Raw genomic sequence first — 13,403 nt, 5'->3', positions numbered from 1 at the left:
AGGCCCTGACGAAAAAAAACCCGGTTCAATAGCCCGGGTTTTTCTTTTGCGATCTATCCGAAGCCCTTGCCCACGATTTTCGCCGACGCAACCTAAACTCAACTGACACGAGCTCGCCGGCGATTGGCGGATGAGGCACTGTCATGTTCGAAATCTCAGAGGTGACGCGGGTGAAGCGCTTCGCCGCAAACACGGTTGGCCGAGATTTCGCTGTCGGCGACATACATGGCCACTTCACTCGGCTGCTGGCTGCGCTGGATGCAGCCAGGTTCAACCCCTCGGTCGATCGCCTGTTCAGCGTTGGCGATCTGATTGACCGCGGGCCCGAATGCCGTGACGCGCTCGACTGGCTGGACAAGCCATGGTTCTACCCAGTGTGCGGTAATCATGATGACTACGTGGTTCACTTCGACACCTGCGACGTCGATAGCTGGATCTTCAACGGCGGCTTATGGTTCACGCAATTGTCGCTGTCCGAACAGAAAGAGTTCGCCGAGAAGTTCTCCGGGTTGCCTATCGCAATCGAAGTCGAAACAACACAAGGCCTGATCGGCATCGTGCATGCCGATTGTCCGTTTCCATCATGGAGGCAACTGCTTGGGGAACTGGAATCGCCAGTCGGCAGCCAGCACCTGATGCAGGTGCATAACCGCTGCATGTGGTCACGAAGCCGACTCGAACAGCGGGAGATGCAGGGCGTTGAGGGATTGCGCGCGCTGGTCGTTGGGCATACACCCGTTCGTCAGCCCGTCAGGCTTGGCAATGTGATTCATATCGACACGGCTGGCTGGAAGCCGGATGTGGGTCACTTCACCCTTCTCAATCTCGAAACGCTTGAGACCGCGCTTTGATGGTTTTCTTTTTCAGTTGAGGTGTCTCGTTCTTTACGAAAAGCGCTGAGAACGCCAGTTGCATGGCAAAGACAAAGAAGAAAACAGGCTCGACAGGCCAACGAAAAATGATGGATGCCCCCCAACCAAGCATGACAACAAAAGCAGCGATCAGGCGATGTCGCCTCGATATCCGATTGGAGACTTTCGCTGTCCACGCATTGAAACTTGAGTACCAACTCATTCCATCCTTCTCCTTCCTTGGTTCGGCGTCATTGTATGATTTTCCGCAAAAGTCCTGCATGTAAAAAGTCGAAGGCGTATTTGCTCACTTTGGGAGTCCCATCGAGCTTTCTCATACCTACCGCTCGTCCTGAAATCAGCACGTTCACCCTCCGCGCACTTCCAATGCATACATCCACTCGCACAGCAGGTGCAAACGATGAACAGCAAAATTGCCGCTCTCATGCTCGCGGGGCTTCTGCCGATCTGCTCGCTCTACTCGCTTGCGGCCGAGAAGACCACGGAAGACGCTACTATCCCACCGAGTGCTCTTCCCGGGCTTAACCAGGGGGGCGAGTCCAACAAGGAAAAGGCTGACAAAAAGGGTGAGGAGGCTGCGGGGTCTAATTCCGGTGCGGAGTCGGCGGAGATGGAAAAAGATGCTGCTAGCTCGAGTGGCTCGGGCAATGAAGAAACTAAGCCGAAGCAGTGAGCGGTGAGCGGTGAGCGGTGAGCGGTGAGCCCATAGTCCGTATTAATGGAGCGTCACAACCCTGCGACTTTCGCCAATCCTGATTCGGTCCAGTGCCCGGTTTAGCGAATCCAGGGCATCGAGGAGGGCTTTCGCCTCAACTTCCCGACCTTCCCCCCAAAGGCGTTCTGCCATTTTGTTCAGGGCCTGGATTGAGCGCTCGATTTCAGCAGCAGTCGCTGCTTTGCTTTCCGGCTGTTTCTTCAGCATTGAGTAACCCTTGTGCCCGGCGGTGTTTGTCTTCAGTTGCTAGCTCAAGCGTTTCGGCCACTAGAACACGTTGGTCTGATCCGCTGAGCTTGTGACGCTAACCACGGCATTCTTTGCGCTCTGGTGCAGCTTATCGCGATCATACGCCGGTTGATTGCCATAGCCCTCGAAGGCTCCCGAGACTGGAGCAGTGACGAAGCACTTACCGTAGCGCCAGGCTCCAGCACCTGGAAAATACAGGTTGCTAAGGTTCTTAAGCGATAATTTGGCATACATAAACCGTCTATAAAGCTCTATCGACATAAACTGCCAAAACAACGCCAGTATTGAGTTGAATACGCAACCACCTGCCCTCCCCCTTGGACCTAGAATTTATCTCCCTCATCTGTCACTGAGCTGCTCCAGAATGGAAGATAAAGCGCTGTATCTCTTAGCCCTCTCTATGATCTTTTTAATGCCCGGTCCGGACATGATCCTGCTACTGCAAACCGGAGCAAAACAAGGCCGGACTGCCGCAATGGCAACGGCACTCGGCCTTGCCCTCGCTCGAGCCTGCCACGTCACATTGACCGCGTTGGGGTTGGCGACGATGTTCAAAGTACTACCTTGGACGTTTGATATCGTTAAATATGCAGGCGCTGCTTATTTGCTCTGGATAGGGTTACACATGTTCAAAAGTAGCGCGCTAAGCTCACCAGCAGTTCTTGAGAAACCCGTTGCATCGTCTTCCATGAAGGTGGCTTTTCGGCGCGGTCTTTTGACCAACCTGCTCAATCCGAAAGCGCTACTGTTCAGCTCGATATTGCTACCGCAATTCATCGAGCCCAGCCGTTCTTCGGTATGGGAGCAATTTGCGGTGTTAGGCATCGTTCTCGTGATTACAGGGCTTGTATTCGACAGCATTTTTGCAAGCGCCAGCGCCTGGGTAGGCCGATGGCTGAATCGAAGCGTGCTGGCGCAACGCATTCAACAATGGCTATTCGGTACGCTGCTCATCGGGTTTTCCGTGCGACTGGCACTGGTGCAACAAGCCTAGAGCTTAATCATCAAAGCGCTTTTCATATGGCTTCCGCGGTACCGGCATCTTCGTTTTGTTCAACGCCACCGCGGTGTGGCCTGCTACACAGAAATCACAACCATGATTACGAGTGACTCTCTTATGAATCATCGATTCGAATCGAACTCGATCGGCGCCCCGAATAATACTGAAGTATGAGACCCACATATAAAGTGACTATCGCCTACACACCTATGCACGACTGATTATTTCGCTCTGGAAAGATACTCTAGTTTCAAAGGTTCCAGAGGACTTCATCATGAACAAGCTACTGATGAAAACAATTGGCATTGTCTCCTCCCTGGGTTCGATCTATTTGAACTCGGCAGTCGTCAATATGGAATGTGGCTCAAACCTGAATGACCCGTTCTTTGAAAATGGATCCCCTGCCTGCAACGCTAATAGTGCGCCAACATCATTGGAAGCAAACTCAACGCATGCAGCCTTCATAGTCCGCGACGCTGATCGCCTGAGCGCAGGATCGCACCTTGTAAGCCCGCGCAAGTTCTATGCTCATCACGGTATCTACCTTGGCGATGGCAAGGTCGCTCATTACTCTGGATTGAGCGCATCGCTGCAAGCTGGCCCGATCGAAATCACTGACCTGGATCGCTTCGGCAACGGCAGTTCCATTTGGGTGCATGAGGAACAATGCGCCTTTTCCAGCGAGGAGATCATTGTACGGGCCCTGTCGAGAGTCGGAGAATCACAGTACAAAATCCTGTCAAACAACTGCGAACACTTTTGCAATTGGTGCATCAACGGCAATAGCTACAGCGCACAAGTTGCCGAGTATCTCCACCGCCCTTTCAGCCTGGTGCGCATGATCTTCTCGTCGAGGACGGGTTTGATTGCTTAGTCTCTGTCGTACGCTTCCCCAACTTTACGTTAACTGTCTTCACGCATAGGAACACGGGTACGACGTCGTATGTCGGTACGAACCAACACACTTCGCTATCCGATATGGGTTTTGCTTGCTGCAATTTCACCATGGGTGTTCACTGCAATCACCCGTGATGAATTGCATTCCCAGCAGGCCTATTGATTGATATGAAAATCTCAATTGAACCGACGGTAGCTGTAGAAAATCCCGAGCACCCTGCCCCTCATACGCTCCTCCAGAGATTTGGCGCCGCTACGCTTGCAGGCGCCATCTTCATCATCGACACACTCACTTCCATCCATATCGCCATAGCGGTGCTCTACGTCGCCGTAATTCTGATGTCGGTGAACCTGTTTTCCCGTAAAGGTGTGATTGGCGTTTCGCTCTCCTGCTTTGGATTGACGTTGGCCGCTTTTTTTCTTTCCCATGGCAGCGACTTCAATAGCTCCGCGTTCGCCCGTTGCCTGGTCAGCCTGTCCGCGATCGGTATCACCACCTTACTGGCACTGAAAAACAAAGCAGCCAATGACGAGTTGCAGGAGCAGGTGCGGATGCTCGCGCAAACCCACGACGCCATCATCGTTCGAGACATGAATGGCATCATCACTAAGTGGAGCCCGGGCGCCGAAGCCTTGTATGGCTGGTCTAAAGCACAAGCTATCGGGCGGGATTTTCGAAAGCTTCTGCGGCCTCAACTGACGCTCAGCTGGGAGCAAATGATGAACTCGCTGATAGATACCGGCCGATGGGAAGGCGAGGTTGTGGAACACCGATGCGACGGAACGGCTGTGACGGTTGTAAGTCGTTGCTCCCTGTCACGGGACGAGGGCAATCAGCCAAAAGCAGTTTTGGCCACCCACAACGACATCACCGAGCAAAAAAGGGCCATCAATGCCCTGCGGCGCAGCGAAGCATTTCTGGCCGGTGCTCAATGGCTGAGTCAGACCGGAAGCATTGGTCTGAAAATCCCAAGCGGCGAGATGTATTGGTCCGACGAGGCCCGGCGGATATTCGAGTTCGGCGACGAAGAGGAACCGCTGCTGTCCAGCGTCCTGAAAAAAACCCATCCGGATGATCTGGACCTGATCAAAGTGTCGATCAAGCACGCTTACCAGAAAGAGCCTCACATCAAGGTGGAGTATCGGCTGTTGATGGCCGACGGGCGAATCAAGCATGTGCAAATGCTCGCTCATCCCGTCCAGGATGCCACGGGGAATTTTGAATACATCGGGGCGCTGATGGATGTCACGGATGCAAAGACGGCGGAGGAAGCACTGCATCGTTCGCAAACCGAACTGGCTCACGTGACCCGGATCACTACCCTGGGTGAACTGGCCGCATCGATCGCCCATGAGGTCAACCAGCCCCTGGCCGCCGTGACCACCAATGGCACTGCCGGCTTGCGCTGGTTGAATCGCGAGGAGCCAAACATCGACGAAGTGCGCAGTGCGATGGAGCGGATGATGAGCGAGACCCATCGAGCGAGCGAGGTGATTCGGCGTATCCGGGCAATGTCACGCAAGACCGATCCTCAAAGCGTCCCGGTTGATCTCCAGGAGGTCATAGAAGAGTCATTGGCGCTGGTCGATAGGGAGGTCAGACGGAACAAAATTGTGCTAGACCATCAATACGATACCGAGGCAGCCCAGATTATTGGTGACCGCGTCCAACTCCAGCAGGTCATCATCAATCTGATCATGAATGGTGTGCAGGCAATGGCCAATACCAAAGGTAAACATCGCACGCTCCATGTAAGCCTTCGACGTTCTGATGCAGGCGAAGTGTGTGTTGATATCAAAGACAACGGCCCCGGTATTTCGCCGCAAAGCATGCCCAAACTCTTCAACGCTTTCTACACCACCAAACCCGACGGAATGGGTATGGGGTTATCCATTTGTCGATCGATCATTGATGCCCATGGCGGCCGTATATGGGCAACGAGTGAAGCAGGGGAAGGCGCGGCATTCCACTTGTCCTTCCCCGCCAGCAATGAGGAATCTGCGTGAACAAAGATATTTCTTCCATGGATAAGGGGTCCATGGACAAGGGCCCTGTTGTCTTTGTGATAGACGACGAGGCCCCCATGCGCGAAGCGCTCAGTAGTCTCTTTCGTTCGGTCGGGCTTCAAGTGCAGACCTTTGCCTCGCCGACAGAGTTTCTACAACTGCCCGATCCCGATGCGCCCAGCTGTCTGGTCCTCGATGTTCGGCTCCAAGGCGCCAGTGGCCTGGAGTTCCAGCATCAGTTAGTGGAATCGAAGATCGCATTGCCCATCATCTTTATCTCGGGTCATGGCGACATCGCAATGTCAGTCAAGGCGATGAAAGCCGGGGCCGTGGATTTTTTGGTCAAACCGTTCCGCGACCAGGATTTGCTGGATGCCGTCGCGGCTGCTCACCACAGGGATGCCAAGCGCCGGGAAATCGACCAGCAGGACGCCGAATTGCATACCTGCTACCAATCGCTGACAGCCCGTGAGCGAGAGGTCATGGCCCACGCAGCCAAGGGTCTGATGAATAAACAGATTGCGGGAGAAATGAATCTGAGTGAAATCACCGTCAAAATCCATCGCGGGCATGTGATGAAAAAAATGCACGCAAAGTCGTTTGCAGACCTGGTTCGAATGGCACAAGCCATGGGGATCGGACCAAAACGCTGAGCAACACATACGTGTGTATGATTTCTTTTAAGGCTATTGGCAAATAGAGTGGAATTGGCGCGATAGCTTTTCAGCTGTTTCGAATCCATTGATGTCGCGCCAGGATCTGCGCAATGAATAAAGTCCCTGTGATTTCCATTGTCGACGATGACGAATCTGGCCGAATCGCACTTAGTAGCCTGGTGCGCTCGATGGGCTGTGAGCCCAGTCTTTTTTCCTGTGCCGAAGATTTTCTCGCCTGTGCCAAAAGCTACGGCACGGACTGCCTGATCTCAGACGTTCAAATGCCGGGCATGACTGGCCTGGATCTGCAATCTGAACTCCTTAGTAAAGGGCACGACATCCCCATTATTTTCATCACCGCCTACCCGGTGGAGTCGGTTCGCAAACGTGCAAAATCCGCGGGAGCGATCTGTTTTCTCAGCAAACCATTTGACGGACAAGTGATGATTGACTGTATTGAGCAAATCCTGAGAAATAGAGAGACAGGCTTTATCGTAAACTGACAACCGCGATGCGCCCTGTCAAACCCCACTGTTTAACTAAAAATATTGATTATCGCTATTCCGACGCCGCCCGCCCTGCTTAACTAACACACCCATACTCAAGTATTAGCCCCTACCACTTATACCTTAGACAAGTGAAACCTACGTAGAAGTGTTAATTAAGTCTTCATCATTCACTCTACAACCAAGCCAACGAAAGCGGCACTTCAATTAAATACCGGCCTTCAAAGCCGATTAATTTATTTGATTATTACCGTCCGCTTAGAGGCTCATAGGCAATGAGTCAGATGTCCATTGAACATCGCTCTTGCGCACTGAAGCACAATGGCGGGCCGCAGCCCTTTTGGTGATCACGATGAACAGAAACGATCTTCGCAAAATCGACTTCAGTCTTTTGATCGTTTTCGAAACGCTGATGCACGAACGAAATCTTACCCGTGCCGGTGAGAAATTGTTTCTCTGCCAATCGGCGATCAGTGCCTCCTTGAATCGACTGCGTCAGTTTTTCGATGACCCGCTGTTCATACGCATGGGTAGAAGCATGGAGCCGACGAGCAGAGCATTTGAAATACAACTCACCTTGACCCCTGCCCTGGACACCATGGCGGCTGCGCTGAGCAACATGAATGAATTCGATCCCCTGACCAGTAGCAGCGTGTTCAGAATTGGCCTTTCGGATGATATTGAATACTCGTTGCTGCCTGGCCTGCTGCGCCAACTGCGTATGGAAGCGCCTCAAGTCAGTTTTGTCGTGCGTCGTACCGACCACTCATTGCTGGCCAATCAGCTGGCGACAGGCGAGGTGTCACTGGGCGTATGCCATTGCCGCGAACTCCCCGCCAATGCCAAACGAAAATTCCTGCGCAGCATCCGCCCCACGGTTTTAAGCGCCAACACCATGGCGGGGCCTCTGGATCTCAACGAGTACTGTAATCGCCCACACGTCTCTGTTTCGGTCAACGGCGAAGCATCCGATTACATTGACCGAGCATTGGGATCTCTGGGGCGGCAACGTCAGATCGTCTTGGCTGTTCCGCAATATAGCGCGCTTAAATCACTGCTTGAGGACACGCAGATGTTGGCCGTAGTACCCGATTACGTCGCCAAGGCCATGACACGGCAAGGTGGTTTACGTGCCGACCCCGTTCCGATGTCGCTTCCAGAACTTGATCTATCCATGTCATGGAGCGCCACGCTGGACAATGATCCAGGCGAACGCTGGCTTCGTTCGCGCTTCAGTCATTACCTGAGCGAAAAAAGTGCAACATTGCTCGAAATAAGTGCAAAAAAAGAAGCAGCTTAAAAATTCTGGCAATAATTCAGGCTAACCCTGTCTAATTATTTCAATAATTGGTGAGCAAAGGCACGACCTATCCCTCAGTCAAGAACAGACAACATGAAATTTAAACAGTATTAGATTTATCCCACATAACAAACAGATCATTACTCCCTCTGATTCTTAGACGATATTGAGCACGACCTCTAGAATTGATCTCCGCAATTTCACCCAGACACTGAACACCGGAACTTGAACATGAAAGCACTCATCGAAGGTTTCATCAAGTTTCAAAAAGAAGTTTTCCCGCAGCGAACGGACCTTTTCAAATATCTCGCCACTACCCAAAATCCAGAAACGTTATTCATCACCTGCTCCGACAGTAGAGTCATTCCGGAGTTACTCACACAGCAAGAGCCCGGAGAGCTATTCGTTATACGCAACGCTGGAAACATAGTTCCATCCTATGGGCCACAGCCGGGTGGTGTCACCGCCTCTGTCGAGTATGCCGTTGCGGTACTTGAGGTCCATGACATCGTCATTTGTGGTCACTCGGATTGCGGTGCAATGACGGCGGTTTCCAGTGGCAAATCATTGAATCATTTACCGGCAGTGGCGGCGTGGATGAGCTATGCGGAGTCGGCCAAGGTAATCAACGCGACCCGTTCCCACGCATCCGAGAAAGAACGTGTCAGCTCAATGGTTCGGGAAAATGTAATCGCTCAGCTCTCCAACCTGAAAACCCATCCCAGCGTCAGATTGGCTCTGGAACAGAAAAAGCTGAATCTGCATGGTTGGGTCTATGACATCGAAACAGGGTCCATCGTCGCGCTCGATGGCAGAACCAACACATTCGTTCCATTGGCGGAATTTCCAGAAACAACGGCATAGGGCTCACCTGCTCCCTAAGCACATTGCCTGCTTGACCACGATGTCCCCACACGTTCGGAGTGAAAATCATGGCTGAATCTGAAACCCGTCCCCCACTACCCCCTTTCGATCGCGAATCGGCAATTCTCAAAGTCAGGCTTGCCGAGGACGGCTGGAACAGCCGCGATGCAGAAAAAGTCTCACTCGCCTACACACCCGATACCCGGTGGCGCAATCGCGTCGACTTCGCGGTAAACCGGGCCGAGGCCGCAGCATTCTTGACACGCAAATGGAACAAAGAACTGGACTATCGACTGATCAAAGAGCTGTGGGCTTTTACCGATAACCGCATCGCTGTGCGTTACGCCTACGAATGGCACGACGACTCAGGTAACTGGTATCGCTCTTACGGAAACGAGAATTGGGAGTTTGCTGAAAACGGACTGATGGCTCATCGGTTTGCCTGCGTCAATGACATGCCAATCAACGAGTCGGAGCGAAAATTTCGCTGGCCGTTAGGCCGTCGCCCTGACGATCATCCAGGTCTTTCTGATTTAGGCCTGTAACAACCGGCGTTCGACAGACGATGTAGCGAAACGAGGAAGTGAAGATGGTCAAGATTCTGGTTCTCTATCATTCGATGTATGGCCATATCGAAACGATGGCGCAGCATGTAGCTCAGGGTGCTAGTAGCGTCCCGGGGGTTGAAGTCACGGTAAAGCGTGTTCCTGAAACCATGGATCCTGAGGCATTCAAAGCGGCACATGGCAAGACTGACCAGGCGGCTCCCGTAGCCAACCCTGCCGAGTTATCTGGTTACGACGCCATCATCTTTGGCACGCCGACGCGCTTTGGCAATATGTCAGGACAGATGCGCAACTTCCTCGATCAGACTGGCGGCCTGTGGGCTAGCGGAGCACTGGTTGGCAAGGTCGCCAGTGTATTTACATCAACGGGTACTGGCGGTGGCCAAGAGATGACCATCACCTCGACGTGGACGACACTTGCTCATCACGGCATGGTCATTGTGCCTATCGGTTATTCCGATCCAGCCTTGTTCGATGTATCGCAACCAGGCGGCGGTACCCCCTATGGGGCATCCACCATTGCGGGTGCTGATGGCTCCCGCCAACCGGACCCGCGTGAATTAGGTATTGCTCACCACCAAGGGCAATACGTCGCAAAAATTGCAGCGAAACTCAAGGAATAGCTCTTCCCCCTATGGCTCCCAGGCTTCCACATAGTGGTGCCTGTTGGCTGAGGTGATTGCTAGGCGGTGCCACAGAAATATCCGTGTTGTTTGACGTTCAAGAAAGGTTAGGGAGCGATTTATGGCAGTCGCTCATGATGATCAACATGGTAGGTACCGGGTGCTTGCCATTCGGAGGCAGCATGAAAAACCTAAGTGTTTTAACCGTTATTGTCGGACTTTCACTGTTCAGCGCAGGTACAACGCGAGCCGACGAGGTCCTCTCACAAACCGGCGACACCACAGCGGGTGCCGCCTTTGGTGCAGGAACTGGAGTATTAATTGGAGGTGCAGTCGGCGGACCTTTTGGAGCGTTGATCGGAGCAGGATTAGGATTGTTGGGAGGACGTGAGGTCCAGACAGCAAGCGGTTTGGAGGAGCGCGCTTACACCGTTCGGAGTAGTACAGGCGAAGAGCAAGTAGTGCGCTCTCCGCGCGAAGAGTTTGCCATCGGCCAACAGGTAAGTGTCAAAGGCAGACGACTGCATGCCGTTACTCCCTAAAATTTACGGCTGTGGAAGTAGATTACGCCAGCCCTGACTTATACCTCTGCGACCTACACAAAGCTTCGCCTCGTCGGCCAGATCGAGGCGAAAGCTTCAGCATCCCCACCGCAGCGCTAATAGCCTCGCCAATGCCTCTGGCAGATCGCTTAGCCAATCCCTGAAAGGCCGGACCGTTATCGATTCAAGATCATGCACATGAGACTGCGTGGTCCAGACCACATCGTAACGAGCGAGAATCTCAATCATGTCGCTGCGCTGATAAGTCTTTTGAAGGGCGGTCACCGCAAGCTCTCGAAAGGCTTGTTCGACCGCACCAGGCCATAACACCGCACCGACAGTGCTTGCCACCGCTCCGTACTGATGGATGCGGTGAGCGATCCCGGGGTCGAGTTTTATAGCCTCGCCTTCCTGAAGTAACGCGATTCGCTGTCGACCGGCACGAATATCCAGTTCGCCCTTGAGCGCCACCACCAGTTTGGTTTCCTGACGATGCATCAACGGCAGGTTGTGAGCATGTAAGGGCAATACAAACCGCATCGCCGTCCCCGCCCCTCCAATGCTTGCCTGAACCACGTCAATCCAGACCGGAAAGCCATTGGGGATCAACAGCAGCGCCTCTGAGTTTTCAACGTTCATGAATGCTCCGACCTGCATCTATAGGAACGACTTATGCGCAGGATTGGATATCGGTCTTGGACGCTATCGGGCAAACGGCAGAAGATTGCTTCACACCCAAGCAACACAAACCTGGCAACCGCCACCAAGCAAACCCGATAGGAGAAACACCATGCAACAGTCCCACGCTTACAACGACACCAGCCTCGAGCTGACCGCGAAAATCCTCGACGCCAAGGCGCGCAAAAACCTGTCCTTCGAACAAGTGACTGAAGGCACCGGCCTTGGCCTGGCTTACGTCACCGCTGCCCTGCTCGGCCAGCACCCGCTGCCTGAAGCCGCTGCCAAAGTGATCGGCGAAAAACTGGACCTGGACGCTGACTTGGTCGCCCGCCTGCAAATCATCCCGCTGCGCGGCAGCCTGTCGGGTGTTCCAACGGATCCGACCATCTACCGCTTCTACGAAATGATCCAGATCTACGGCACCACCTTGAAAGCCCTGGTACACGAGCAGTTCGGCGACGGCATCATCAGCGCGATCAACTTCAAGCTCGATATGAAGAAAGTCGAAGATCCGGAAGGCGGCCACCGTGCAGTGATCACCCTCGACGGCAAATTCCTGCCACTGCGTCCTTTCTAAGGATGCAACCGGACCTGTAAATCGGCCCGCAGCCTTGCGGGCCTGCTTCAAAAAATTTCTTAACCCTTTCGATCAATCACCACATTTGAATGGAGGATTCGTCATGAAAAAAATTCTGTTTCTCGCCCTGTCACTGACCGCCTCGCTGTCGGCCTACGCCCAGCCAGCCGTGGTCCCACCGGAGGCCGTTCCCTATGCGTATGGCATGCACCTGGATATCGCCAAGGTGATTCACATCACCCCGACGGCGGATGTCTGTGGCCCGACGCCCGTGCAAATGACTTACCGCGATTCGCACGGTGAAACCCACATCCTGGAATACAGCGTGATCGGTAGCGGCTGTACCAACTGATAGTCACTCACTCAACACTCAATGAAAGGTAAACATCATGAAAGCGCTCATCGAAGGTTTTTTGAAGTTCCAAAAAGAAGCATTTCCTCAACGTACTGACCTGTTCAAACACCTGGCTACCACGCAACATCCAGGCACCCTGTTCATCACTTGCTCCGACAGCCGTGTGGTGCCGGAACTGCTGACCCAGCAAGAGCCTGGCGAACTGTTCGTGATCCGTAACGCCGGCAACATCGTGCCGTCCTACAGCCCGCACTCCGGTGGCGTGTCGGCCACTGTCGAATACGCCGTCGCCGTACTGGGCGTGACCGATATCGTGATCTGCGGCCATTCCGATTGCGGTGCCATGACCGCTGTCGCCAAGTGCAAATGCATGGATCACCTGCCTGCGGTCGCTGGCTGGTTGCAACATGCCGAGTCGGCGAAAGTCATCAACGAATCGCGCCCTCACGCCAATGAAGCGGCCAAGGTCAGCTCCATGGTGCGCGAGAACGTCATCGCCCAACTGGCGAACATTCAGACCCATCCGAGCGTACGCCTGGCGCAGGAAAAAGGCCTGGTGAATCTGCATGGCTGGGTCTACGACATAGGCACCGGTTCGATCGACGCCCTGGACGCCGACAACAAGACATTCAAGTCGCTGGTCAAACATCCGAACACCGTTGCCGTTCATGCCCGTCCCGCGCAAGCGGTTGCCTAAATCAGCCTCTGATTTTCAGGAGTACTCAACATGCTTGAAGTCACTATGTACACCACCACGACCTGCCCCTACTGCCGTAATGCCAAGCGTTTGCTCGATGCCAAAGGCATTTCGTACAAGGAAATCGATGTGCGCTCAATCGACGTGAAGAACGAAATGGTCAGCCGAAGCGGTCGCCGTACCGTCCCGCAGATCTTCTTCGGCAACTGGCACGTTGGCGGCTTCGACGACCTGGCTCAACTTGAAAGCGAAGGCGGCATCGACGAGGTACTCAACCCGCGCATGGCGGGATGAGC

Annotated in this window: 19 protein-coding genes; 16 read left to right on the top strand and 3 right to left on the bottom strand. The window is 53.6% G+C overall.

Features of this window, described 5'->3' with window-relative positions:
- The first annotated feature begins 143 nt into the window (after window positions 1-143).
- Entirely contained in the window at window positions 144-851 is a 708-nt protein-coding gene (locus ACA075_RS11715) for a metallophosphoesterase (protein ID WP_497298598.1), read from the top strand.
- On the opposite strand, the gene ACA075_RS11710 is transcribed toward ACA075_RS11715, so the two are convergent.
- Window positions 820-1,074, bottom strand: coding sequence for a hypothetical protein (locus ACA075_RS11710; protein ID WP_497298597.1), 255 nt, complete (start codon window positions 1,072-1,074; stop codon window positions 820-822). The two genes, ACA075_RS11715 and ACA075_RS11710, sit on opposite strands and share 32 nt — an antisense overlap.
- A gap of 198 nt (window positions 1,075-1,272) precedes the next feature.
- Here ACA075_RS11710 and ACA075_RS11705 point away from each other — a divergent pair, with 198 nt between their 5' ends.
- Window positions 1,273-1,545, top strand: coding sequence for a hypothetical protein (locus ACA075_RS11705; protein ID WP_497298596.1), 273 nt, complete (start codon window positions 1,273-1,275; stop codon window positions 1,543-1,545).
- A gap of 42 nt (window positions 1,546-1,587) precedes the next feature.
- Here ACA075_RS11705 and ACA075_RS11700 read toward each other — a convergent pair whose 3' ends face one another.
- On the bottom strand, window positions 1,588-1,794 hold the full coding sequence (locus tag ACA075_RS11700; RefSeq protein ID WP_219095988.1) for a hypothetical protein: 207 nt from the start codon (window positions 1,792-1,794) through the stop codon (window positions 1,588-1,590).
- A gap of 406 nt (window positions 1,795-2,200) precedes the next feature.
- On the opposite strand from ACA075_RS11700, the gene ACA075_RS11695 reads away from it, so the two are divergent.
- From ACA075_RS11695 to ACA075_RS11650, 10 genes are all read left to right on the top strand, one after another.
- Window positions 2,201-2,830 carry a LysE family translocator gene (locus tag ACA075_RS11695; RefSeq protein WP_497298595.1) on the top strand — a complete coding sequence of 210 codons (630 nt, stop codon included), beginning with the start codon at window positions 2,201-2,203 and terminating at the stop codon, window positions 2,828-2,830.
- A 280-nt stretch (window positions 2,831-3,110) separates the two neighbouring features.
- Window positions 3,111-3,710 (top strand): lecithin retinol acyltransferase family protein, encoded by a 600-nt coding sequence (locus ACA075_RS11690; RefSeq protein ID WP_497298594.1) that lies wholly within the window; start codon window positions 3,111-3,113, stop codon window positions 3,708-3,710.
- A gap of 191 nt (window positions 3,711-3,901) precedes the next feature.
- Window positions 3,902-5,740: a PAS domain-containing sensor histidine kinase gene (locus ACA075_RS11685; RefSeq protein WP_497298593.1), complete on the top strand. Its 1,839-nt coding sequence runs from the start codon at window positions 3,902-3,904 to the stop codon at window positions 5,738-5,740.
- Between the two features lie 17 nt (window positions 5,741-5,757).
- Window positions 5,758-6,393 carry a response regulator transcription factor gene (locus tag ACA075_RS11680; protein ID WP_497299238.1) on the top strand — a complete coding sequence of 212 codons (636 nt, stop codon included), beginning with the start codon at window positions 5,758-5,760 and terminating at the stop codon, window positions 6,391-6,393.
- A gap of 113 nt (window positions 6,394-6,506) precedes the next feature.
- Window positions 6,507-6,899: a response regulator transcription factor gene (locus tag ACA075_RS11675; protein ID WP_497298592.1), complete on the top strand. Its 393-nt coding sequence runs from the start codon at window positions 6,507-6,509 to the stop codon at window positions 6,897-6,899.
- 355 nt (window positions 6,900-7,254) lie between these two features.
- Window positions 7,255-8,202 (top strand): LysR substrate-binding domain-containing protein, encoded by a 948-nt coding sequence (locus ACA075_RS11670; RefSeq protein WP_497299237.1) that lies wholly within the window; start codon window positions 7,255-7,257, stop codon window positions 8,200-8,202.
- Window positions 8,203-8,433: 231 nt separating this feature from the next.
- On the top strand, window positions 8,434-9,066 hold the full coding sequence (locus ACA075_RS11665) for a carbonic anhydrase (protein WP_497298591.1): 633 nt from the start codon (window positions 8,434-8,436) through the stop codon (window positions 9,064-9,066).
- A 68-nt stretch (window positions 9,067-9,134) separates the two neighbouring features.
- Window positions 9,135-9,611 (top strand): nuclear transport factor 2 family protein, encoded by a 477-nt coding sequence (locus ACA075_RS11660; RefSeq protein ID WP_497298590.1) that lies wholly within the window; start codon window positions 9,135-9,137, stop codon window positions 9,609-9,611.
- Window positions 9,612-9,655: 44 nt separating this feature from the next.
- Complete coding sequence (wrbA, locus tag ACA075_RS11655; protein ID WP_497298589.1) at window positions 9,656-10,255, top strand: NAD(P)H:quinone oxidoreductase; 600 nt, start codon at window positions 9,656-9,658, stop codon at window positions 10,253-10,255.
- A 182-nt stretch (window positions 10,256-10,437) separates the two neighbouring features.
- Window positions 10,438-10,797, top strand: a complete 360-nt coding sequence (locus tag ACA075_RS11650; protein ID WP_497298588.1) for a YMGG-like glycine zipper-containing protein — start codon at window positions 10,438-10,440, stop codon at window positions 10,795-10,797.
- A 96-nt stretch (window positions 10,798-10,893) separates the two neighbouring features.
- Here ACA075_RS11650 and ACA075_RS11645 read toward each other — a convergent pair whose 3' ends face one another.
- Window positions 10,894-11,436: a hypothetical protein gene (locus ACA075_RS11645; RefSeq protein ID WP_497298587.1), complete on the bottom strand. Its 543-nt coding sequence runs from the start codon at window positions 11,434-11,436 to the stop codon at window positions 10,894-10,896.
- Between the two features lie 151 nt (window positions 11,437-11,587).
- Between ACA075_RS11645 and cynS the strand changes: the two genes are divergently transcribed.
- The 4 genes from cynS (at window position 11,588) to grxC (ending at window position 13,401) form a co-directional block, all read left to right on the top strand.
- Entirely contained in the window at window positions 11,588-12,055 is a 468-nt protein-coding gene (gene cynS / locus ACA075_RS11640; RefSeq protein ID WP_497298586.1) for a cyanase, read from the top strand.
- A 103-nt stretch (window positions 12,056-12,158) separates the two neighbouring features.
- Entirely contained in the window at window positions 12,159-12,407 is a 249-nt protein-coding gene (locus ACA075_RS11635) for a DUF2790 domain-containing protein (RefSeq protein ID WP_219095975.1), read from the top strand.
- A gap of 37 nt (window positions 12,408-12,444) precedes the next feature.
- Window positions 12,445-13,107: a carbonic anhydrase gene (locus ACA075_RS11630; RefSeq protein WP_219095973.1), complete on the top strand. Its 663-nt coding sequence runs from the start codon at window positions 12,445-12,447 to the stop codon at window positions 13,105-13,107.
- 30 nt (window positions 13,108-13,137) lie between these two features.
- The gene (gene grxC, locus ACA075_RS11625) at window positions 13,138-13,401 is read left to right on the top strand and encodes a glutaredoxin 3 (protein ID WP_219095972.1); all 264 of its coding nucleotides are present in this window, start codon (window positions 13,138-13,140) and stop codon (window positions 13,399-13,401) included.
- Window positions 13,402-13,403 lie beyond the last annotated feature (2 nt).

Source organism: Pseudomonas sp. LBUM1663 (genome assembly GCF_059695905.1).
Note: the sequence above shows the minus strand (reverse complement) of the source record. Positions and strands in the feature narration are given on the sequence as shown.

Coding starts and splice junctions, on each gene's coding strand:
- ACA075_RS11690 (WP_497298594.1), top strand. CDS start 3,111: ATGAACAAGCTACTGATGAAAACAATTGGCATTGTCTCCTCCCTGGGT.
- ACA075_RS11675 (WP_497298592.1), top strand. CDS start 6,507: ATGAATAAAGTCCCTGTGATTTCCATTGTCGACGATGACGAATCTGGC.
- ACA075_RS11705 (WP_497298596.1), top strand. CDS start 1,273: ATGAACAGCAAAATTGCCGCTCTCATGCTCGCGGGGCTTCTGCCGATC.
- ACA075_RS11680 (WP_497299238.1), top strand. CDS start 5,758: ATGGATAAGGGGTCCATGGACAAGGGCCCTGTTGTCTTTGTGATAGAC.
- ACA075_RS11670 (WP_497299237.1), top strand. CDS start 7,255: ATGAACAGAAACGATCTTCGCAAAATCGACTTCAGTCTTTTGATCGTT.
- ACA075_RS11685 (WP_497298593.1), top strand. CDS start 3,902: ATGAAAATCTCAATTGAACCGACGGTAGCTGTAGAAAATCCCGAGCAC.
- ACA075_RS11710 (WP_497298597.1), bottom strand. CDS start 1,074: ATGAGTTGGTACTCAAGTTTCAATGCGTGGACAGCGAAAGTCTCCAAT.
- grxC (WP_219095972.1), top strand. CDS start 13,138: ATGCTTGAAGTCACTATGTACACCACCACGACCTGCCCCTACTGCCGT.
- ACA075_RS11630 (WP_219095973.1), top strand. CDS start 12,445: ATGAAAGCGCTCATCGAAGGTTTTTTGAAGTTCCAAAAAGAAGCATTT.
- ACA075_RS11660 (WP_497298590.1), top strand. CDS start 9,135: ATGGCTGAATCTGAAACCCGTCCCCCACTACCCCCTTTCGATCGCGAA.
- cynS (WP_497298586.1), top strand. CDS start 11,588: ATGCAACAGTCCCACGCTTACAACGACACCAGCCTCGAGCTGACCGCG.
- ACA075_RS11695 (WP_497298595.1), top strand. CDS start 2,201: ATGGAAGATAAAGCGCTGTATCTCTTAGCCCTCTCTATGATCTTTTTA.
- wrbA (WP_497298589.1), top strand. CDS start 9,656: ATGGTCAAGATTCTGGTTCTCTATCATTCGATGTATGGCCATATCGAA.
- ACA075_RS11665 (WP_497298591.1), top strand. CDS start 8,434: ATGAAAGCACTCATCGAAGGTTTCATCAAGTTTCAAAAAGAAGTTTTC.
- ACA075_RS11715 (WP_497298598.1), top strand. CDS start 144: ATGTTCGAAATCTCAGAGGTGACGCGGGTGAAGCGCTTCGCCGCAAAC.
- ACA075_RS11700 (WP_219095988.1), bottom strand. CDS start 1,794: ATGCTGAAGAAACAGCCGGAAAGCAAAGCAGCGACTGCTGCTGAAATC.
- ACA075_RS11635 (WP_219095975.1), top strand. CDS start 12,159: ATGAAAAAAATTCTGTTTCTCGCCCTGTCACTGACCGCCTCGCTGTCG.
- ACA075_RS11650 (WP_497298588.1), top strand. CDS start 10,438: ATGAAAAACCTAAGTGTTTTAACCGTTATTGTCGGACTTTCACTGTTC.
- ACA075_RS11645 (WP_497298587.1), bottom strand. CDS start 11,436: ATGAACGTTGAAAACTCAGAGGCGCTGCTGTTGATCCCCAATGGCTTT.